Here is a 22,503-nt window from a genome sequence, read left to right on the forward strand (position 1 = left end):
GCATTTAAAGACAATTGCTGGTGAGACTTGTCTATCATCACTTTATTGTAAACCTAACAGCGAAAAACAAGAAACAACAAACTGAATATAGGGATACTGTTCACCTTAATATATGTTCAGTATATTAAGGCTAAACCATATTCAATTCATTAGATTCCATCTATTTTTAATTAACTTTACTTTGAATACACCTGTACTTGACCCAATTTTGACAATGTTTATTTTCTTCAATTCAGTTTCTTCAATTCATTTGTCTCCAAGAAATCTAGAACTTGCAAGGGCTGGAACGACTAATTTTTTGAACATTGTAAACAGAAATAAGAAAGCGAATCGTATTCATAATTAATTACACCGTATGTTTGCATTCATAATCATACTCTAAAGTCCAAACCTTAAGAAATAGGGGCAAAAGTTCTTAAGAATTCTTAAGCTTTATGCAGCAGGTTGTCATAAGTATAAATGTCGGTTCTTATAATATTGACTATTACTTTCTCGATGTAATGATAGTTATTAAAAACAACTTAACTAAAGTAATGTATTCAATAAAACTTTCAATAAGCCAATAGGAAGGTCATACGTCATTAAATAGGTATTATACTATAAGATTCTAAATTGATTTATAAAAAAATAATAGGACATGCATGAGAAAGTATCTGAAGCGCATTCTGAAGCAATGGAGGAAATAAGAGATACTATTTAACGAAACTCAAAGGATTTAGTTTTGAAAAGCCACAACTACTTAAAGAATGAAAAGAGTCGTTTTAAGAAAGAAACAAAAGAGGTAAGTGAACTTAAATGTGATACATACCCATGTAATTCTAGGGAAAATCATAAGTTTTACCTACATATAAATTTCAATGAACTACTCCGATGCAGCTAACGGTGCAGTTAGTGGAAGAAGGATTTTAATTTACTATGATGAAATATGTAATCTAGGTGAAATCTTAGAAGGAGGTTTAAATACTATAAAAATTGTTTTGTAGAATGAATGTAAGGGAGGAAAACTACCTTGGAAATCACAACAGAAAGATTAACAATTAGACCTTTTAAGGGTACTGATTTACAGGATGTATTTGCTATTTATAATAATGGTGATACATGTAAGTACCTATTACATAATAAGTGGACACTTGAAGATATGCAGAAAAGATTCGATAAGAAGCTAGCAAACAATGTACTCACTAAAGAATCACTATTAAGTTTGGCAGTCATATACAAGACTAATGTAGTGGGTGATCTATCTGTATGGTACACAGATATGAAAGACACTGTTGAGATTGGTTATAGTTTTTCAAATGAAGTAGCTGGGAGAGGTTTGGCAACAGAAGCAGTAAGTAGTTTGGTATTTAAATTATTTAATGAATTAAATGTACATCGTATACAAGCTAATCTTGATGCACGTAATACAGCTTCACAAAAATTGTGTGAACGAATAGGCATGAGAAAGGAAGCCCATTTTATACAAGATTTTTGGAGTAAAAATGAATGGACAGATAGTCTTGTATATGGAATGTTATCCTCTGATTTGAAGTAATAGACGTAGTGATTTTATTATGCTAACGGATGCGTTAGTTGAATAACAAAGGGCATAACATATTATCTAAGACTAATATATTATGCCCTTTAATTCATTAACCTTTTTAAATTTAGGTCTTGATAATTTCAAATGTAGAAAAGCTCCCGTATTTTTTTATTAAAATAAATTAAAATTACACAAATAAAAGCCCGTGAGCTCACATTTTTATATTTTAGGATAATGATATGCAAGATTGCATGTGTAAAATGGTTGCAATTTTGCATAACATGTAACTATAATGGTTACAGGTTGGCGAATACCAATCAAACAAATACAATCATCATGAATGGAGATGTTATCGAATGGGTATGAAAAAATTAATCTTAGCAGGTGCTTTAGGGTTCGCAGCATTATCAGGAACAAATCTACCAGGATTAGAAGCAACAAAAGCGAGTGCAGCTTCTATTGAAACGAATTTCTCGACGTTAGAAGGACGCGTAGTAGAAGTTGATCATGGTGTGATTGTTGTGAAATCTAAACAATACGAAGAACCTGTTAGTGTGTATATAGAAAAACTTTCAAATGTGAAGGTAGGAGACGAAGTAAAAGCGACTGGATCTATGATGCGTAACTTTACGGAGTATATGGTTGCTACAGAAGTTGAAAATACGACTAATAAATTAGGTATGCATTTAGAAGAAAATGGCTCTCCTGATTATGTAATCGGTGAAGTATCAAAAGTAGGGACGATGGAAGATGAGGGAGACGCTGCTACAAAATATGTAGTTGTTGAGTATCCATCAGTAAACGGGAAGAAAGACATTATTGATGTGTTCTTAACAAAGGGACAAGTATTTAATAAGGGTGAAAAAGTGAAAATTGATATGAAGTATGTAGGTTGGGGCGGTATTTCGATTAACTACAACACAGTGGATCATATCGAAAAAGTGAAAGAAACAAAGAACAACACTCAAAATAATGATGATGTGTGGATCTGGTCATAATAAGATAAATAGAAGTCATTATTTGCGATTTAACTAAATAACATCTGCTTATATCGAATGTGTATATATAGGAAATGAGTAAAGAATGTAATATACACCCCCACCTAATTATCTTGTGTATGACAAGTAGGTGGGGGTGTTTTATATATGAAGAGTCTATTGATTACATTACAAATATGTTAAAGAAACTACACACTTGCGCTTAGAAGTATTTCACCATTTAAACTGTAGGAATTTTCCTACGGTTTTATTTGCGTGTTCCTGAATTCATTTTGTGTGATGAAAAAGGAGTAAGTAATAAAAATAGTTAAATATTGCTTGTTGAAAGCACAATTTGTAACACATACGATTAAAACATATATGAGTTATCTTTATATAATCTTGATATAAAATTCGCTTTGTCTTTCTACAAATATGATTTTATCTAGATATGAACAAATTACACTCACCTTAGAAAGTATCAAGGAGAGGTAATCATGGATCAAATTAGAAAAACAACTTATTGTGTATTTGCACTATCAGTATTCCATACAGGTATTGGTATGCCCCATAGTGATATTCCTATATTTACTAAAATACAACCTATAGTTGCACAAGAAGAGAAAGCAAAATCAGAGATAGAATACGTAGGGGAAGTAACAGAAGAAGCAGAAAAGGTTGATGAAACTGAAAATGCGCCTTTAGAACAGGAGAAAGAGATAGTAAGGCCACTAGATGTGCCGCTTATTTTACAAAAACCAGAATTGATGCGTGGTTGTGAAGTGACCAGTCTTACGATGGTATTACAGTTTTCTGGTGTACAAGTCGAAAAGATGGCATTAGCTTCGAAAATTAAGCATGTACCATTTCAAAGAAATGGTTTAAAGGGAAATATGCATAAAGGGTTTATCGGAAATATGGCTACTTTTGATAAACCTGGATTAGGTGTTTATGTAGAACTGATATTAGAATTGGCGAAGTTATATGTATCAGAAGAAAAAGTGAAGGATCTCAGTCACAAAGAACCTCAGCGAATATATGAAGCCATAGATCAAGGACTCCCTGTATGGGTATTAACAAATGTCCGTTTTAAACAGTTACCTGATAATCAATTTGATACATGGAAAACAGATGCAGGGGAAATGAAAGTGACATATCACCAACATAGTGTCGTTGTGACAGATTACGATGACCAATATGTATATATTAACGATCCGTTAAAGACGGAAAAACATATAGCAATCAATCGAAATGAATTTGAACAAGCATGGATTCAAATGGGAAGGCAGGCTATGACCATTTCGATGTAGATAAATGTAGATTGGATGAGAAATATTAATAAATTATCTAATGTGGCTCTCTTAGATGTAGCTAGTAAGGATATAGTTACCCCAACGAGTATGAGACCGAAAGGATATGATACCAGGTTTGATGTTTCAACATATCATCAGATTTTGAAAAAATCGCATGATGGTACGAAAGAGGGACATCAATTGATAATACTTGATGGGCGGTATGCACTCTATTATTTAGAAGGTGTTGTCAAAGAAATAAATATGCCCAATTATGCAGACCCCGACGCTGTAAATACAATGTATAACAATGATATTTTTGCGAAACAAATTTTAAATTTTCAAGCTGACTGGATTACAGATAAAGTGAAATTGGAGGATAGTAGTTGGACACAAAAAGAAATTCTTATTAATGGAATACAGTATATTGAAACAATAAAACCAATTATTAAAAATGGTCAAGTGCAAGAAATTGTATATACATTATCGTCTTTACAACCACTTACCAAAGCAAGTGATTATTATATATATATCGTTGCATTTGTGTTAGTTCTATCGCTTATTGTGTCTTTCTATTATTCAAGAATCATTACGAAACCACTATTGAAAATAAATGAAGCGACGAAAAAAATCATGAAATTTGATTTTCAAGATCAGCTATCCATACAGTCGAAAAATGAAATAGGGGAGCTGTCCTCCAATATTAATCAGCTTTCAGCAAGAATGGAAGGATATATTAATCAATTGAAAGATGACCTAGAAAAAGAGAAGCAATTAGAACAGACAAGAAAAGATTTTATTGCTGGTGTTTCACATGAATTGAAAACACCACTGAGTGTGATGCAGGTATCGGCATCTATGCTTCAGGACGGTATTGCACCTGAAATGAATCAATATTACTGGGAAGCGTTAGAAAAAGAAATAGAGAAAATGAATGTGTTAATCGATGAAATGCTTAATTTGGCAAAATATGAATCTGGCACGTATCAAATACAGATGGAGCAAGTTCCTATTGGAAGTTTGATACATCAGGTTCAAAATGACCTTCACGTTCAGATACATGAAAAGTCACTGCAAATCAAAACTAATATAGATGAAGTGTGTGTAAAAGGGAAAGCCAATTTATTGGAACAAGTGATAAGAAATCTGTTTACAAATGCAATTCGCTATACAGATGCGGGACAAACCATTGTTATTGAGGTAAAAGATGAAATAGATGGCGTATATATAGGGTTTGAAAATAAAGGTTCACATATTGCGGAAGAAAATATAGAGAAAATATGGGATCAATTTTATAGAGTGGATAAATCTAGACAACGAGTTTGTGGGGGCACAGGCCTTGGCCTATCGATTGTAAAAAATATATTTGAATTACATGATGCAGACTACGGTGTAACCAATACAGAGGATGGCGTATTGTTCTACTTCCGTTTAGATAAATGGGATACAAAATTGTAAGGTGTATCAGAAGTGTTATAGATCTTACTGATATGTTAAAGGGGAAATTCTTATAGATTATTTTGGAAAAAGGTACGAAGTCAAATTTATGACTTCGTACCTTTTTCCTTCACTTGAACTTTGTTAGAGACCGTTTAGATACGCATTGTTACGCGTGAATTACCTTTAAAATTGACACTTTATTCGTCGTAAATAATACATAATTTTGTTTTACTGTTCTGATTAAAATACGGTCCGTTGTCCCATATGCTGTTCCAATACGGATTGCAGTGGGTTCTTCAACTCCCGCATAGGTAGCATCTTCGGTAACCTCAATCACATCGCGTAACGGAATCGTAATCTTCGCCAATTGCCATGAAATTATTAACTCTTCTTTTGTTTTTTTACATCAATACCTAGCATTATACGAAGACCTTTCTATAATAGAATGCTACACTTCTAATTTTATTATACAAATTTTTAGATTATTTATCTATATGTATGACTAGAATTGGTTTCTACGTGTTCGTATCTAAAGCCTTTCCAACGTATAGAAAGATATGCTGTCTTTCTGATATAAAATATGTTAAGAACAAAAGTTCACATCAAGTTAATATGAATTTGATATGGTTGCAGTATGATGAACGAGAAACATTTAAAGTGGCAGGAAGGAAATGAATTATGAGACTTAAATTAGTAGGAATCTTCACTTGTATGATTGTGGTGTTAGGTATTTTTATTCTTTACACCAACATATCTATTGGTAAAGGACCAAATAGGACAAACTATGAAAATCGTGAAAACTCCATAAATAAAGAGAAAGAAAGTTCTTTTGCTAGTATAGAGGCTGTAGTGAATAAGGAATATGGATTGCCTGAAAACTATAAGCCAAATGATTTAGTCGTCCCAAATGTACCATTCTCATTTAGTGGAACGGTAGAAAAGAGTCACCTTCGTAAAGAGGCAGCTGACGCACTAGAAAAGTTATTTGATTTAGCAAAACAAGAAGGAATTCAGCTGAATGCAGTTTCAGGATTTCGTTCCTATGAGTATCAAAAGAATCTATATGCCAGCAATGTTAAAAAAAATGGGCAAGAGCATACGGATCGTTTCTCGGCAAAGCCTGGACATAGTGAACATCAAACAGGGTTAACAATGGATGTTTCTTCTAAAAGCGCTAACAATGAACTGGAGCTATCCTTTGCGAATACGAAGGAAGGCAAATGGCTAAAAGATAACGCACATCGTGCAGGGTTTATCATTCGTTACCCAAAAGGTAAGGAGAGTATTACTGGATATGCGTATGAGCCTTGGCACATACGCTACGTTGGAGATATTGCTGAAAATATATATAAGAAACACTTAACTTTAGAAGAATATATGAATATGAAATAAGAGGAGATATTTAATCGCTTGAAGAATGTATATATTTTGTTCGACAAAATAATATTGTTGATAATTAATACAATTTTTCTAAAAAGGCATGGTGGTTGTTATGAAGCTATTAGAGAATAAATTTACGCATACATATGCTTCTGGTGCAAACGTAATTGCGGAAAATGGGGTTCTGGTGCTAAAACTTCAAGATAATTGCAAGTAATCTCTAAGTCTTGGACATCCTGATACTATTACTCTAAAAAAAGTGCGTGATCAGTATGGAGAAGCGAAATTTATTCAAGTGGAAACATTATCATCATGATATTATTTTGCAAACAGTAAGATGGTACCTACGGTACAACTTGAGCTTTCGGGATTTGGTGGAAATGATGGAGGAACGGGGCTTATCCGTTGCTCATACAACGATTATGCGTTGGGTTCATCAGTATGGTCTTGAATTAGACAAAAGAATCCGTCGTCATCCCAAGTAAGCCAATGGCTCTTGGAGAGTCGATGAAACATATATCAAAGTAAAAAGTCAATGGATGTACCTGTATCGTGCTGCCGATTCGAAAGGAGATACCATCGATTTTTACCTAAGCAAAGCAAGAAACCACAGGGCTGCCAAGCGATTCTTCAAGAAAGCTTGGCAGTCTTTTCATATTTTTGAGCCTCGTGTCGTGACAGTCGATAAGAACCCAGCTTATCCTATAGCAGTTGAAGAATTGAGAAAAGAAAAAAAGATGCCATTAGGCATCCAACTAAGGCAAGTGAAATATCTCAATAACATAGTGGAACAAGATCATCGATTTATTAAAAATCGAGTTCGTTCGATGTTAGGATTGAAATCCTTTCGCACAGCTACATCCATTATTTCTGGAATAGAAGCTACGCATATGGTGAAAAAAGGTAATTTATTTTACTGGACAAGTCTGTCCAAAATCAAGTAAAGTTCATCCATCAACTATTTGGCATTGTTGCTTAAGACTAGATTCCACTAGGAAACTTTTCGCCTCTTTATATCTTTCCTAAGTATTTGCACCAGAACCAGTTTTTTAGACATCTTTTCTGTCTATAAAAAATATATAACTATGTATTATAAAGATAAAACTAAAAAATCCATGAAGTAACGGAATCCAGCTCACAGCAAATCTAGAGAAGAGAGGAAAAGTTATGGAGAAATATGATCAAGCTTTTGGGAAAACAGATCGTCTTATTTTGAGAAGGTTTAGTATTAATGACACTAAATACTTTCATTTCTATCGTTCTAATACAGAAGTGGCTAAATTTCAGTCATGGGATAATTATCAATATCATGAAGCAAAAACGTTTGTAAATGAACAGATTAATAATAATCCTAATCAACGAGGTACGTGGTTCCAGTTCGCAATTGCTTTGGCTGAGAATAACAAAATGATTGGAGATTGTGCGCTTCACACGCTTTTAAGTGAGCCTCACATCGTAGAAATTGGATTTACTATTTCTACAGAATATCAGGGAAATGGCTATGCAACTGAGGCTATTTGTACTTTATTACATTACATATTTCATTCATTAGGGAAACATAAAGTGATCGCATTCTCGGATGTTCGGAATAACAAGTCTATATCTGTGCTAGAACGTGTGGGTATGAGACGAGAAGGTCAGTTATTGCAGAATTATATGTTAAAAGGGCAGTGGATTGATGAATATCAATATTCAATTTTGAAGTCTGAATGGAAGAATGCTACATATTTATCAACTTCAGAAGTGACGTAAGAAGGGGGTAAATCTAAATACTATGTAAAAAGACACTACAAGAGTGTCTTTTTTATGAAAATACTCTATAATTAACTTTGGGGAAGGTAATGTTAGAGTATTCGTTTAGCATTATCTTTGTATTAGATAAACCATGAGATTGAATGATTTTGTGGTTTATTTTTTTGTACAATAGATGTTACAGTATTTGCAGTGAGCTATTGATTTTTATAACCATGTGGAGATGTAGGATTAAAAGTCTAACATCGAATGACGGTTCCGGAATATAGAGTTACGAAATGATCTCCCATATCCCAAACGGTAGCTGCTTGTATATAGCCTTTAAAGCCTTCAGAAGAATAATAAATTTCTTTTGGTATACTTTCTTTAGACTGGAAATGTGCTTTAGAGTACATTACATAATGGTTTTTAATGATTTTTGATTCAGGAACAATAGTATTTTTATGTTCCAATGATTGTGTAGCAGTAGAAGATGGTATTAATTTGACAGTGCCTTGATAATTATGATCTAAGGTGTCAGCTTGTACACTTTGTGACGAAACAAAGAAACTTAAACTACTTCCTGCAATTAATGTTGCAAATACTAACTTTGAGAATTTTGTTAATCTGCGCATTCTATAATCTCCTTTGCATTTTATTGTAAGGTATCTCCTTACACCTCACAGTCTATATCCACGCCATAAGGGTGTACATACATATTGATAGACAAAATTCTACATAAAATCCCATTTTTTTTAGCTTGTGTATAATAATCCAATGTTAAGAATTTATCAGAAGTAAAAAGGTATGTCTTATATAAAAGAAAATGAATAACTTATGCAGAGCTTGTATATAAAATTATTGTTTAAATATTCTAAAATGAGTTGATAAAGATGCTGGAATGTTTTTAGAAAACAAATGATGCCCTATGTGAAATTTGGAAGATTAATTCTCTTTTTGAGTTTATTTTCTTAAGAGCATTCACTTGCGTGGATTATTATTAAGATTCGAATGTAAAATACCTAAAGAAATAAGTACAAGCACACAGTCTAAAGATAAACATATTTTATATTATGAAAAACTTCCTTGTTCTTCAAATAACAAACAACATTTTGTGAATGAAACTTATTGAAGAATTTACATAAAGAGCTCATCGTAATTGGTGGGCTTTTTTATTTTGAGAAAAAAGATAATATTATAGACAAATGCTTGTAGCTACAGCAAATGTAAGCGAAATAATGCAAAAAGGTAAAAAATGAATGGCGAAAAAGTTAAGATATTGACCAATTACAAAGAGAAAGACTCCTCAATTCGGAGCCTTTTTTAGCTGCTATAAAAGTATGGGTATACTATTTGAAAAGTAATAATTTAGGATTCATGCACATATAGGATAATTTTTTTCGAATTTATCGTTTTTCTGACAGAAGACTCCTTCCTCAAAAATGTGAAGTGGCGAGTAGTTCAAATACGGTTTAAATATCAATATAATCTGTAGATAGTATTGGAAAATAGGCAATGCTATTTAAATTATTGGTTTTTGAATACAAAAAAAGTGAGAAGAATGGCTATCATTCTTCTCACTTTCAAAAATTAGGGTCGGCATATACATAAATATGCGTTTGTGTGGATTGATGGATGAAAAATCCACATAGACAGTATAACAAAATAATTAAGGCTTTTCACATGCAATATTGCATGCGAAGAGTAGGTAGATATAATAGTTAACTTACTTTAATAGATTTTAAAAAGTAAAATGTGTTCATATTTAAAGAGTTAAAATTAAATTGAAGGTGGTTAAAACCTTAATTCATCATAGCTACTAATTAGGAAAGAGTTAATTAATTTGAAAATGATTTGAGTAAGTAAATTCACCGCTATACTTAATAACTGTAATATATGTCCCTTTAGTATATACGTTTGTAATTGGTGTTCTCCAAATTTCTAGCCCGTTGGGAGTGGTAATAAATTCTGGTTCAATTGTTATAAATCGTTGTAATGAGTCGTCAGGGTAAATCTTGAAAATCTTCATTTTGGCACCAATGTGCTCTCTACCAAAACGCTGTGTTCAATATAAAAAATGTGTCACATTGTTCCATTCTCCAAAATACATATTGGTTTCTGCGGTTATATATTCTAATGCTAGTATTTTTCTATATGGATGGTAGCAAATTAAAATTCATACTAAATTATTTGTAATATATGAAGGTACACATAATATTTAATTAATATATTTTTTTATATCAATATTAAAAACTTATGTATACATGTTACAATATAGTCCTCCAATTTATTTCATTCTTCTATTTAGAATTTATCGTTCAATAATCCAATAAAAAAGCGGCTGTAGTAAATAGATTTGTTAATGAAGTGAAGCATTTAGAGTGGTTTAAAAGGCCATTAAGTAGAATTATCCAGGGGATATTTTCACTAACCTTTTCATAAAGGCATGGGCAGCCTGATAGTCCCGTTTTTTACGAAGTTGAATATCCAATGTGTGCCCATCTTTATCTATTGCCCGATATAAATAACACCATTTTCCTTTGACTTTTATATAGGTTTCATCTAGCTTCCAAGATAATTGGACGTTTTTATTTTTCTTCTTCCAAATTTGATAAATAAGGTTTCCAGATTCGTGAACCCAACGCATGATGGTTGTCGGGTGATCCGAAACACCACGTTCTTTCAGAATTTCAGAGACATCACGATAGCTTAAAGAAAAACGACAATAGTAGCCGACGGCTACCAAAATAATATCTTTCTTGAACTGTTTCACTTTAAAATATCGCATATGTGATTCTCCTCGTTCCCTTTTTCTAGAGTGTAAATACATTTTTGTTTCTTGATGAAAAAATAACATCCAATATAAAGGATCGTATACCTAAAAGAAATTTTAAGAGGGTATACGTATGTTTATTTTGGAAATAAAAAGTTGAGAAAATGGTTTACTTAGAATTTTTAACCAAAAATGTAAATATAAGAGTTATAATAATGGGGCATGAGTATAGTTTCCAGATTTTCAAAGTATATAGTTAACCTAGTGATGTTTATATGAAGTAACGTTAATGGTTATAATTTACGGAATATTCATTTTAATAAGATAAAAACGCACGGATATTAACTTATATTAGTGTTAATAGGATTAAAATATGGCTAATAACCAATTAGCATTACAATTAAAATTAGATAGGGTGAGGATAATGAAGACCAGAGATAGTTATAAAATTATTGTAATTGGTGCTGGGACTGCGGGACTCTCCTTTACTGCACATTTATTGCGTAATGTATCCCTATTCAAAGGAAGTATAGCGATTATTGATCCATCAAAAAAACATTATTATCAACCACTGTGGAGTTTAGTGGGTGGTGGAATTGTTTCAAAGGAATGTACGATGCGTGATCAAGATTCACTTGTTCCCAACGGAGCAATTTGGATTCCTAAAAGTGTTGTTAAGTTGTTTCCGTCTGAAAATAAGATTTTTTTAGATGATGAAACTATCCTTGAGTATGAAATTCTTATTGTATCTGCCGGTATACAAATAAATTGGAGTGGTATTAAAGGCTTGAAAGAATCAATAGGGACAAATGGTGTTTGTAGTAATTATTCCTATAAATATGTTGATTCTACTTGGAAAGAAATTGAAAGATTTAAAGGAGGTAATGCTGTTTTTACTCACCCAAATACTCCTATTAAATGCGGTGGTGCCCCTCAAAAAATTATGTACCTAGCGGAAGAACAGTTTTGTAATAGGGGAGTAAGAAAGAACAGCGAAGTCATGTTTTATTCTGCAAATTCGAGTATATTTCAGGTTCCACGTTATGCAAATACACTAGAAAAGGTACTTGAAAGAAAGCAAATTATAACGAATTATAATAAAAATTTAGTAGAGATTATTTCCGGAAAAAAAGAAGCTATTTTTGAAGATACACAAACACTAAAAAGAGAAAGTGTGTCATATAGCATGTTACATGTTGTTCCACCAATGGGGCCGCCTAGTTTTATAAAAGAAAGTGATTTAAGCGACCATCAGGGTTGGGTTGATATAGACCCTTATACTTTGCAGCATGTTCGTTATAAAAATATTTTTGGACTAGGAGATTGTACAAATTTACCCACATCTAAAACTGGAGCGGCAATCCGAAAACAAATACCTGTGTTAAAACAAAATATTATGGATGTACTGAATGGAAAAGATATGCAGGCTAAATATGATGGGTATACATCTTGTCCAATTGTTACAGGGTATAAAAGTCTTATACTAGCTGAATTTAATTATGAACATGAGCCTCAAGAAACGTTTCCATTAAATCAAGCGAAGGAACGGTATAGTATGTTTTTACTTAAAAGATATATGTTGCCATATATGTATTGGAATTATATGTTGAAAGGAATTTTATAGGGGAAAGATAAAAGGTTGTTTTAAAATCTAAAACGTAATTGGAAATAAGAAATAGGAGGGAATAACCATGCTCTTAAAATATTTTTATGATGAAAAATTAGCACATGCTTCCTATTTAGTTGGTTGTCAGAAGGAAGGCGTAGCAATTGTAATTGATCCAAGTCGGTATATAGAACAATATATAGAATTTGCTAAGAAAGAGGGGATGGAAGTAATTGCTGCAGCTGAGACTCATATTCATGCAGATTTCCTTTCTGGGTCTAGAGAACTTTCCCATCTTTTTAATGCAAATTTATATGTATCTGATGAAGGAGGTAGTGATTGGAAATATCAATATATTAACGAGGGCCGATACAATTTGGTTAGAGAGGGCACAGAGTTTAAGGTTGGTCATATAAAATTCAATGTAATTCATACCCCAGGGCATACGCCTGAAAGTATCTCTTTTTTAGTAATTGATACAAGTCAAAATAATTTTACGAATGATAAACCGATAGGAATATTCACAGGCGACTTTATATTTGTAGGAGATATAGGAAGACCTGATTTATTAGAAAAAGCTGTCGGTATTAAAGATACTGCACAAATAGGAGCGAAACAATTATTTAATTCTATACAAAAAATAAAAACACTCCCCGATTATTTGCAAATATGGCCATCACATGGTGCAGGAAGTGCCTGTGGAAAAGCATTAGGAGCAATTCCGACTTCTACATTAGGTTATGAAAAGATGTTTAATTGGGCGTTTCAGTGTAATGAAGAAGATAATTTTGTATCGACTTTATTAACGGGACAGCCAGAGCCTCCAAAGTATTTTTCGTTAATGAAGAATTTGAATAAGTTTGGTCCACCAATTCGTAAGAAGAGGGAGATTGCCGCTATTAATACAGTAGAAAAACTTCAAGAAATTATAAGGAGTGTTCAGCAAATTGTTGATATAAGGGATGTAGAGTGTTTTGCTAAGGGCCACATTAAAAAATCAATTAACATTCCGTATAATAACTCCTTTTCAACTTGGTGTGGGTGGTTATTAGATTATAAAAAAGAAACATTATTAATTTTAGATATGGAAAAAATTAAAGTGGAGGAAGTAATAAGAGACTTTGAGTCAATTGGATTAGATAATATTATTGCTTTTGCACCTTTAAAAGTAATGCAAGGATTTGATCGATTAGAAAGTTACAAAGAAAAAACACCAATTGAATTGTATCCACAAATAAAAGGTGAAAGTGTTAAGGTTATCGATGTGCGTAGTAAAAAAGAGTGGGAGGAAGAACACCTACATGATGCAATACATATTGCTTTAGGTAATTTATTAGAGCAGCTAGAAGAAGTTCCTACAGGTTTTCCTATAGTTTTACAATGCCGAACGGGGTTACGTTCTGCTATAGCTGCTAGTATTTTACAAAGAGCTGGTTTAAAAGAAGTAATCAATTTAAAAGGAGGGTTCCTTGCATGGAAAAAGTCTGGATTACCATATAATAATTAATTTAAACTGTTAGGAAAGCGTGATTGTTCATGCCTCTAAGTGCTAACCATTTGGAATAAAGATGTAATGTATCAGTTATACTATGTAATTATAAAAAGAGGACGTATTAATTACGACCTCTTTTTATATTATTTCAGTTTATTAAATAAGTAGCAAAATAATATCATATATGAAAATTTCTATCAAATTAGCAGGGGATGGTGATAGAAAAGTGTGTTCCTTTTCCTAGTTCACTTTCTATCTCTATATCTCCGTTTAATTCTTTAATGATACTGTACGCAATCATATTAGGAATTTCCTCATTGTCATAAATCAAATTCTTTAAATGAGGACTGCGAATTAATGTTAATATCAAATGAGAAAGTAGAGCTGCTTCTTTATCAAACCATTCATTTGATTGAATCATTTTTTTGAACTCAACATCTGCTTCTTCTGATTTTAGTAGGGAAATAATTCTATGGAATTTACGAGCTATAGAAGAGACTAAAATTAGTAGGAATCTTCACTTGTATGATTGTGGTGTTAGGTATTTTTATTCTTTACACCAACATATCTATTGGTAAAGGGTCAAATAGGACAATCTATGAAAATCGTTAAAAATCCATAAATAAAGAGAAAGAAAGTTCTTTTGCTAGTATACAGGCTGTAGTGAATAAGGAATATGGATTGCCCGAAGACCATAAGCCAGAGGGTTTAGTTGTACCAAATGTACCATGCTCATTTAGTGGAATCTGTCTCAAAATGAAAAGATTTCTTATCTTATTGAGACAGAAGGGGGAATTGCGAAGTTATATTTTAAAATCTGTATTAGAATTAAAAATCACTGTATGTCCACATAAACCAAGTGCAATAAAGAATACTTTTTACAGGACTATAGGAAACACTCTCTTTTAATATAAAAACAATTAAGTTTTGGGTAAAGTACAACCTATTTAGTCTTAAGTGGTTAAAGTTAACTGTTTTGCATTAAAATTTTCTTAACATGTATTTATATGCTGGCTATACCCTAAAAGCAACAAAGTAATCAATATTAAAATATATAGGTAAATGTATTTGCAACTAAAAGATATTCATACTGATGAAAGGTTCATGATGCATTTTGTTGGATGAACATAAAAGAATTATAAAAAGGGGGGAAAATAAACACTTTATAACTTCGCACGAAATACCAATTTTACGAAGAATATGATAGTCATATAAAAATCTAATACAGTGTCTAGCGATTTCAAGGTCAGATGCATCGATTTTAGCATATTTGTATACGCCTATATAATACATGTTTTATATAAAAATAATCATATACTGAATTGCTCATAAACAATTTTTATAGTGAATTTCATTTTAAAGTATAAGCGTTTTTCTTGTGTTGATCTAACTAACTCCTGATTAATCAGGAGTAAATTAACCAATTCTTATTTTATAGCGACTTTTATACTGTTTTCATTTTGTATGAATTTATATATGAAAATTGTTTTATTTTACATACATTTATATGTAATTTTTGTACTAGTTTTTATAGCCTAATACAAATTTATCACCTGGTTATCTATAACTTTTATTAGAATGACAACAATATCCCATTCAATCTCGAGTAAATATTAGTATTCCATAATTTAATTATGTAAATAAGTCTGTGTAAAAATTGAATTTAACGCGAACTTGTGTTCGTGTTATTTTTCTGTTATAGTATATATGAGGTGATTTTTATGGATTACAGCAAACAACGTCAAAAATCCGTACATCGTAAGAAATTATACGAGAATTTAAATGAAATGCCCTTTTACATAGAAGAATTTGTGGAGTACAAAGAATTGCATGATGCCTCTCCCTCTACCCTACTGAATTATGTATATGATTTTAGAGTCTTCTTTAATTGGCTATTATCTGAACAAATTATTGAATTTAAGCCCATTAAAGACATATCCTTCTCTGATTTGGAGAATTTAAGGAAAAAAGATATTGAGAACTTTATGAGATTTCTAAAACTACAACAGAACATGCAAAATTCCTCTGTTAACAGAAAAATTTCAGCTTTAAAATCTTTATTTAAGTATCTTACTTCCCTTTCAGAAGATGAAGATGGAGAATGCTATTTTTATAGAAATGTAATGGCTAAAATTGAAATACATAAAGATAAAGAAACGTTAAACGCCCGTGCGAAGCGTATGAGATCTAAAATATTCCATAATGATGACGATCAAGAATTTTTAAATTATGTTAAGTTTGAACATGAAAAAGCTTTAACAAAACATCAATTATTTTATTTTCAAAGAGATAAAGAACGTGATGTTGCTATTCTTTCCCTCTTTCTTGGGAGTGGTATTCGTGTAAGTGAGTTGGCCGATCTTCGTACTGAAGATATCAATTTAAAAGAAAGGCTAATTGATGTAATAAGAAAAGGAAATAAAGAAGATTCTGTATGGATTACTCCCATCGCATTGAATGATCTTGAAAAATATTTAGAGATTAGAAATAACAAATATGCTCCAGGGAAAGAATTAAAAAATGTGTTCTTATCAAAGTATAAACATACCGCACAGCCCCTTTCAGTTAGAGCTATCCAAGATATAGTAGAAAAATATACTAAATCCTTTGGTAAAACAATGTCTCCTCATAAATTAAGACATACATTAGCAAATAAGTTATATATGGAAGAAAAAGATTCGTTACAAGTAATGCAACAACTTGGACATACCAGCCAAGATACAGCTTTGTTATACACTCAACTTGGGGAAACAACTATTAAAGAGAGTTTAGGAAGAATAGGAAAGAATAAAGAATAAAAGTTCAGCAATTTTGTATTGCTGAACTTTTATTCTTTCCCCTTAACTTAGTCTTAAGATTTAAATGCTATTTATTCTTCGTTTCCCCTTTAATTTTATTATATAAAAAATACATAGTTTAAATTCTACTTTAATTGGTATATAAAAACTCTCTCCTGATAGAAATAAATAAAAAAGAAGAACCTATTACTACGAATTCCGACACAGTTTCTTCTTCATCTAAGGAACAATATGCAAGTAATGGAATAAGCTATACGGTTATATTCGACTTTATGAAACAACAATATAACATCCTTACAAATAACGATGAAAACTACATCCCTGAAGTACACGATCCTCAGGTAGCTTCTTTTGCTGCTAAACGTTTTGGAATTACAGCTAAAGAAGCTGGATACATTTACGAGAAAGTACAGATGGATGCTTTTAAATAAAATATAGAATTTAACCATATTTCTCAATGAACAATATAACTTAACGTGGTAAAATAATATTTGGATGGAAGTCCAACACTCATATTAGTATTATTAAAATTAAAGTGGTTATCAAGTCGGAGGAAGGCACCTTAGGGTGTCTTTTCTTTTTTAAGGAATAGCATCAGGACTTCTATTTTATCAACCGAAACCTTGATGCTATCCCAAATCGCTCAAAAAATAAACAAAGATTTTTACATTTCAACTTCACAAAGTAATTTCACCTCTTTTATTTGTTCTATGTGACGCTGTTCATGCAAATATATTAGTTCTACCCATTGATCAAGAAGTAATTCTCCCAGAGCAGGGTGCTTCACTGACTTTTTTGTCAGTATGGATATATCTTCTACTGTACTAAGGAAAGTCATCAATTTTTTTCTCGAATCGTTCAGCAAGTCAATCATTTGCTGAACTTCAAATGGTTCTAAGCTTGGTTCAAGAATTTCTGGAGCTATAAATTTTTTCGTTCTATCTAATAATATAGAACGAATTTCTTGACGTTCTATTTGAAGACTATCAATCTCTTTTAATCCAAACGAAATAACTTTTATAGCTCTTTCATCTAATAAAACTAAGTGATGACAAACTTGTGCAATACTCCATTTATTCATATCCGGCTTACTATTAAATTGAGCATTACTCAATAAAGTAATCTCCTCTAATAGGTTATTTCTCGTTTCATAAAACTTGTCATTTACAAATTTATTCATGAGGATTCTCCCTTCATCTGAAAGTACATACTTAAATTTCTATTCTGTATATATTCTCTATGACAAAAAAGTTTTCCTTCACTACTCTACGGGATAGTATCATCTACCCTATCATTACTCCTATTTATTAGTTCAATATATTGTATCTGGGAGTAAAAGTAAGACTATTACCTATTTTCACACGTATCTCGGCTGTATCCCCAATCATACACACGAACAGGTCTTTGATACGGGTTAGAATTAGGAATTCCGGCATCACGTTTCGCTTTTCGATATGCACCATTACGAGATATTATTAGGGATCTCGCCACATCGCTATCAAGCTAACATTTTGAAGTACCCCAAAAACGAAAATTCACATTTTTACCTTGAGGTACCAATCTTCTCATTTTGGGGTATTGGCTGTTATTAGCTTGATTGTGATGGGACGGAACCCTATTAAAAGCATTTCCCCTTCTAAATATAAAAGGTACTTGCAATTTTATTATGAATTACAGTTGAATTCATGTTACTTAATCGTTCCCATTGCACCAACTTTCACATTTACCTTAACGTTTACATCTCCCTTTGCTAATTCATTATTCCATTTATTTTGGACTTTTTTCCATTCTGGATATGTGTAAGTTCTTGCATATCCTCCAAGACCAATAGGGTCGATTTGTGCAGTTTGTATTTTTTTTATTAATTGCTTGAAATCAGCTTCCAGCTTAGTCTCAATCGCCTTTTGTAATTTTGCTTCGTCCTTTCTTGTATTAAACGAAAAAAGCCGCTCTGTAATACCGATACTCATCTTTACATCTACATTAAATATAAAATGATTATCATGTCTTGTCTTTGTCTTTACTTTAATACTATAGGCAGTAAAACTTATCCAATCTTTATCTTGGCTGTCCGCCTTTATTTTAATTGGCATTGTAAATGAAAAATCCCCTGTAGTTCCTTGTTGCAAAATGCGTAATAGTTTGTTTTCATCAGGTTTTAGTGTTAATTTATACCTTCCCTTTTTATCCAATAAAGCTGTACCTGTCACCCATATTTTATTCTTTTTTTTCATCTCAGTAATATTTGCTGTTAACCCTTTATCTGCTTTTTGTTCATGTAGTTCTTGAAGAGTTGTTTTTACTGTGATGTTTCTTAAAGCGGCGGTATCAACTAGTTTTGTTAAATATAAAGGAAGCCGCGGCTTATCTTTTGGGCTATGGAAGATGACGTCCGAAACAGGTCCATCTACAGCGACAACCCTTGCAGTAACTGTATTTTTAGGATCTCGATAAAATGGATCGAGGTATTTCATCCAGTTTTTTTGTTTCAGTAGCCGTTTTCCAACTAAAATAACCTGCGTTTTACTTCCTGAGGTAAGCGCCATAACAGTAGCATCAAATTTGTCTCTTGAATTTCGAATCGTAACAGATTTCACGCCTGTAATTTCTTCTTTTACCTTTGCTTCTTTATTGAAAACAGGGCTTGACATATACACTAATAAATTATTATTACGATCTAAATCGATACCAAGAACAAGAGTTAAAGAAACATCTTCAACATTTCTTTGATCAAAGCATCCAGTCATCATGAACACCGATAACAAAATACAACATAGTACTTTTCTTTTCAATGTATCCTCCCCTGACGAAACTTCTCATATAGACAGCAATACAGCCATAAAACGATAGGTGATATATAGGTTAATCCCAAACCAGCATTCGATAATGTCTGTTGCCAAGTTTCGGCTTCATTCCAACTAGGATGAGTCCAAAATATGAGGCCGATAATGAACAATAAGAGAACAACTACATGCGAGCTGTGATCTTGTTTTCTAATTAATTGGCTTGAACAAAATACAGCGCAATATATAGCGGGAATCCATGCTGTGGATACAACGGGTAAATAAATGGCCAATAAAATCATGTCAAAACGTTCTAAAAAACGAAATTCAATTACTTTCAGTAAATTTAGTACCGGTTGATTATATTGCGTAATGCTCTCAGGGCTAAAATAGGCAAAGCAAACAATAGTAGCAAATAAATAAAATAACATCGTTAAAGTGTTTGCAATAACCATTCCATGGACTGCATACTGTTTTTTTTGTAAAAAGGGATATAAAAAGAAGGCAATATCAAACCCTAAATAAGCAAAAATAGTGGTCGGTACAGCCATGAATACAGGTTTCCACCCTTCTTTTAAAAGTGGGAAAAATGGCATCCAACTTCCGTTCCCTTTAAGAGGGATCAAAAAAAATAACGGAATCCAAAGAAACATATAAAAAATAAGTTCGGAGTATCGCCCTAAAATACGAGGACCGCTACGTGCAACAAGGAAGGTAGGAATCGAAAATAAAAAGATAACGACATAGTCAGGTGTTTTTGGAAGAAGCCATCCTTTAAGATAGAGCATAGCGTTCACAAGAACGCTACAAGAATAAAAAGCGAAGTACATCATGTAAATAACAACGAATGCTTTGCCTACTATTTTTCCAAATAATCGTATAAGAATGTCATAAATCGTGTCCTCGGGATATCTAGCAGCAGTTTTCACCATAAAAACACCTGATATTGTGGAGAATATCCAGCCAATCATTATAGCTATCCATCCATCCGTTCCAGCTTTTTCTGCAAGCAAGCGTGGAAGCGATAAAACGCCAGTGCCCACCTGCATTCCATTAATTAAAAGAATGTACTGTATAAGCGTAATGTCATTATAGGCATACTTTTTCATAGTTTCACCTTTTATTTTGATTCTTTCCTTGTCGGATAGATTGAATGGCTCTGGTACCTTTAGAACGCTTTCTTAATGCCCATAAAGGTAGGTGTATGAAAGTATCTTTCATATCCGCAAAGCGAAATGGTGCTAATGGCGTTCCGTAAGGAGTACCTAGCGATTCAAGACTGATTAGATGTCCAATTAAAGTCATCCACCCGATAACAAGTCCAACAATTCCAAATAAGGCAGCTGCAAGCATCATCGGAAAGCGTAAAAGTCTTACTGCCGCTCCCATATCATAATTAGGGATAACAAAGGAAGAGATGGCGGTAACAGCAACAACAATAATCATAATGTTGCTTACAATTCCCGCTTGAACAGCCGCCTGTCCAATAACAATACCACCTACAATTCCAACTGTCTGACCGATCGGAGTAGGTATCCGTAAAGCCCCTTCTCTCATCGTTTCCAATGTTATTTCCATAAGTAATGCTTCCATAACTGGAGAAAAGGGTACGCGCGTTCTTGATTCTGCAATAGATAAATACAGCTCTACAGGAATAACTTCAAAATTAAAGGAAATAAACGCAACATAACTCGCAGGCAAAAATAAAGCAATCATAAAGGAGATAAAACGAAGCATCCGAATAGACGAAGCAACTAACCACCTTGTACCGTAATCATCCACGCCTTGAAAAAAGGAAATAAAATTTGTTGGAGTAATTAACACATTGGGCGAATGATCCATTACAGTTACAAATCTGCCCTGTAGAATGTGAGATACTGCCAAATCAGGTCTTTCAGTTAATATAAATTGTGGAAACGGTGAGTACGGGTTATCTTCAATGAATTCTATAAGTTCGCCATTACTAGCAACAGCGTCGACTGTAATATTATGAATCCGTGTTTCTAATTCCTTCAGCACATCTTCAGAAGCTACATCTTTCAAATATAAAATAGAAATCCTCGTTTTGCTTCGTACACCAATTACTATTTCTTTTACCGTTAATTCACGATGAGGAATATACCTTCGAATCATTCCGATATTTTGACTTCTAATTTCTGTAAATCCTTGATGCGCACCTTTTAGAGCTATTTCGTTATGAGCGTCTTCAACATTTCTTTGTGGCCATCCTTTCGTATCCAATTGATGTGCTGTTGTTCGACTGTGGATTAATAAAATACTATCTCCTCCAAAAATAGCATTTTCAATCTGACTCCACGTATTAATAATTTTGATTTGTCCTAATGGAATTGGAAGTTCCGTATTGGTATCAAAATTACTATTCATCAAAGGACTTAGAACATGATTTTGAATCAATTCTTTATCTGTTAATCCAGACAAATATACTAAAGCGGCTTCTAATCCATCTGCTTTTATTTGAAACCGGCGAATCACTAAATCAGGTGCTTGACGAAATACATTCTGAATATCAGCTATGTTTTTGGATAAATCAGCTTCTAAGAGGGAGTCTTCAATATTCTTTTCCTGAAAATGAGTATTGTCTCGTATTGAACATGACTTAGGATTGTCTCTATATTTTAAACGTGTCAAAAATTTAGCCATGATTCCCTCACTTTCTATGTAACTTTTATAGTAGGCTTAGTATGCATA

17 protein-coding genes and 4 pseudogenes are annotated in these 22,503 nt (G+C 32.6%); 12 read left to right on the forward strand and 9 right to left on the reverse strand.

Annotated features, from left to right (window positions below):
• Positions 1-1,009: 1,009 nt before the first annotated feature.
• The 4 genes from BAU27_RS08155 (at position 1,010) to BAU27_RS08170 (ending at position 5,249) form a co-directional block, all read left to right on the forward strand.
• Positions 1,010-1,534 carry a GNAT family N-acetyltransferase gene (locus BAU27_RS08155; protein WP_071770605.1) on the forward strand — a complete coding sequence of 175 codons (525 nt, stop codon included), beginning with the start codon at positions 1,010-1,012 and terminating at the stop codon, positions 1,532-1,534.
• Positions 1,535-1,878: 344 nt separating this feature from the next.
• Positions 1,879-2,520, forward strand: a complete 642-nt coding sequence (locus BAU27_RS08160; protein WP_071770606.1) for an ATP F0F1 synthase subunit alpha — start codon at positions 1,879-1,881, stop codon at positions 2,518-2,520.
• Positions 2,521-2,996: 476 nt separating this feature from the next.
• The gene (locus BAU27_RS08165; protein WP_071770607.1) at positions 2,997-3,809 is read left to right on the forward strand and encodes a C39 family peptidase; all 813 of its coding nucleotides are present in this window, start codon (positions 2,997-2,999) and stop codon (positions 3,807-3,809) included.
• Between the two features lie 15 nt (positions 3,810-3,824).
• Positions 3,825-5,249 carry a sensor histidine kinase gene (locus tag BAU27_RS08170; protein WP_254797948.1) on the forward strand — a complete coding sequence of 475 codons (1,425 nt, stop codon included), beginning with the start codon at positions 3,825-3,827 and terminating at the stop codon, positions 5,247-5,249.
• Between the two features lie 148 nt (positions 5,250-5,397).
• Here the strand turns inward: BAU27_RS08170 and BAU27_RS08175 are convergent.
• A pseudogene (locus BAU27_RS08175) lies at positions 5,398-5,651 on the reverse strand (SunI/YnzG family protein).
• Between the two features lie 258 nt (positions 5,652-5,909).
• On the opposite strand from BAU27_RS08175, the gene BAU27_RS08180 reads away from it, so the two are divergent.
• The 3 genes and pseudogenes from BAU27_RS08180 to BAU27_RS08195 all read left to right on the forward strand — a co-directional run bounded on the left by BAU27_RS08180 (position 5,910) and on the right by BAU27_RS08195 (position 8,363).
• Complete coding sequence (locus BAU27_RS08180; protein ID WP_071735009.1) at positions 5,910-6,623, forward strand: M15 family metallopeptidase; 714 nt, start codon at positions 5,910-5,912, stop codon at positions 6,621-6,623.
• Positions 6,624-6,883: 260 nt separating this feature from the next.
• Positions 6,884-7,590: pseudogene (locus BAU27_RS08190) on the forward strand (IS6 family transposase).
• Between the two features lie 188 nt (positions 7,591-7,778).
• Positions 7,779-8,363 carry a GNAT family N-acetyltransferase gene (locus BAU27_RS08195; RefSeq protein WP_071770609.1) on the forward strand — a complete coding sequence of 195 codons (585 nt, stop codon included), beginning with the start codon at positions 7,779-7,781 and terminating at the stop codon, positions 8,361-8,363.
• A gap of 239 nt (positions 8,364-8,602) precedes the next feature.
• On the opposite strand, the gene BAU27_RS08200 is transcribed toward BAU27_RS08195, so the two are convergent.
• From BAU27_RS08200 to BAU27_RS08210, 3 genes and pseudogenes are all read right to left on the reverse strand, one after another.
• Positions 8,603-8,977: a hypothetical protein gene (locus tag BAU27_RS08200; RefSeq protein ID WP_071770610.1), complete on the reverse strand. Its 375-nt coding sequence runs from the start codon at positions 8,975-8,977 to the stop codon at positions 8,603-8,605.
• Positions 8,978-10,176: 1,199 nt separating this feature from the next.
• Positions 10,177-10,371, reverse strand: a complete 195-nt coding sequence (locus BAU27_RS08205) for a DUF5065 family protein (RefSeq protein WP_139254623.1) — start codon at positions 10,369-10,371, stop codon at positions 10,177-10,179.
• Positions 10,372-10,764: 393 nt separating this feature from the next.
• Positions 10,765-11,130: pseudogene (locus BAU27_RS08210) on the reverse strand (IS6 family transposase); the annotation flags it as partial.
• Between the two features lie 409 nt (positions 11,131-11,539).
• Here BAU27_RS08210 and BAU27_RS08215 point away from each other — a divergent pair.
• Both BAU27_RS08215 and BAU27_RS08220 read left to right on the forward strand, forming a co-directional pair.
• On the forward strand, positions 11,540-12,739 hold the full coding sequence (locus BAU27_RS08215; protein WP_071770612.1) for an FAD/NAD(P)-binding oxidoreductase: 1,200 nt from the start codon (positions 11,540-11,542) through the stop codon (positions 12,737-12,739).
• 67 nt (positions 12,740-12,806) lie between these two features.
• A complete protein-coding gene (locus tag BAU27_RS08220; protein WP_071770613.1) occupies positions 12,807-14,228 on the forward strand; it encodes an MBL fold metallo-hydrolase in 1,422 nt (473 codons plus the stop codon).
• Positions 14,229-14,415: 187 nt separating this feature from the next.
• On the opposite strand, the gene BAU27_RS32835 is transcribed toward BAU27_RS08220, so the two are convergent.
• Positions 14,416-14,634, reverse strand: coding sequence for a hypothetical protein (locus BAU27_RS32835; protein ID WP_071770614.1), 219 nt, complete (start codon positions 14,632-14,634; stop codon positions 14,416-14,418).
• A 104-nt stretch (positions 14,635-14,738) separates the two neighbouring features.
• Here BAU27_RS32835 and BAU27_RS08230 point away from each other — a divergent pair.
• The 3 genes and pseudogenes from BAU27_RS08230 to BAU27_RS08240 form a co-directional block, all read left to right on the forward strand.
• Positions 14,739-14,957: pseudogene (locus BAU27_RS08230) on the forward strand (M15 family metallopeptidase); the annotation flags it as partial.
• A gap of 977 nt (positions 14,958-15,934) precedes the next feature.
• Positions 15,935-17,011: a tyrosine recombinase XerS gene (gene xerS / locus BAU27_RS08235; protein ID WP_071770615.1), complete on the forward strand. Its 1,077-nt coding sequence runs from the start codon at positions 15,935-15,937 to the stop codon at positions 17,009-17,011.
• 272 nt (positions 17,012-17,283) lie between these two features.
• Complete coding sequence (locus BAU27_RS08240) at positions 17,284-17,442, forward strand: hypothetical protein (RefSeq protein WP_254797949.1); 159 nt, start codon at positions 17,284-17,286, stop codon at positions 17,440-17,442.
• Between the two features lie 233 nt (positions 17,443-17,675).
• Here BAU27_RS08240 and BAU27_RS08245 read toward each other — a convergent pair whose 3' ends face one another.
• The 4 genes from BAU27_RS08245 to BAU27_RS08260 all read right to left on the reverse strand — a co-directional run bounded on the left by BAU27_RS08245 (position 17,676) and on the right by BAU27_RS08260 (position 22,455).
• Positions 17,676-18,191, reverse strand: coding sequence for a DinB family protein (locus BAU27_RS08245; protein ID WP_071770616.1), 516 nt, complete (start codon positions 18,189-18,191; stop codon positions 17,676-17,678).
• Positions 18,192-18,699: 508 nt separating this feature from the next.
• Complete coding sequence (locus BAU27_RS08250) at positions 18,700-19,803, reverse strand: Ger(x)C family spore germination protein (RefSeq protein WP_071770617.1); 1,104 nt, start codon at positions 19,801-19,803, stop codon at positions 18,700-18,702.
• Positions 19,800-20,903 carry a GerAB/ArcD/ProY family transporter gene (locus BAU27_RS08255; protein WP_071770618.1) on the reverse strand — a complete coding sequence of 368 codons (1,104 nt, stop codon included), beginning with the start codon at positions 20,901-20,903 and terminating at the stop codon, positions 19,800-19,802. The genes BAU27_RS08250 and BAU27_RS08255 overlap by 4 nt, the downstream gene beginning before the upstream one ends.
• Positions 20,904-20,907: 4 nt before the next feature.
• Complete coding sequence (locus tag BAU27_RS08260) at positions 20,908-22,455, reverse strand: spore germination protein (protein WP_071770619.1); 1,548 nt, start codon at positions 22,453-22,455, stop codon at positions 20,908-20,910.
• Between the last annotated feature and the right edge of the window lie 48 nt (positions 22,456-22,503).

It is taken from the genome of Bacillus sp. NH11B (genome assembly GCF_001884205.1).
Lineage (GTDB): Bacteria > Bacillota > Bacilli > Bacillales > Bacillaceae_G > Bacillus_A > Bacillus_A proteolyticus.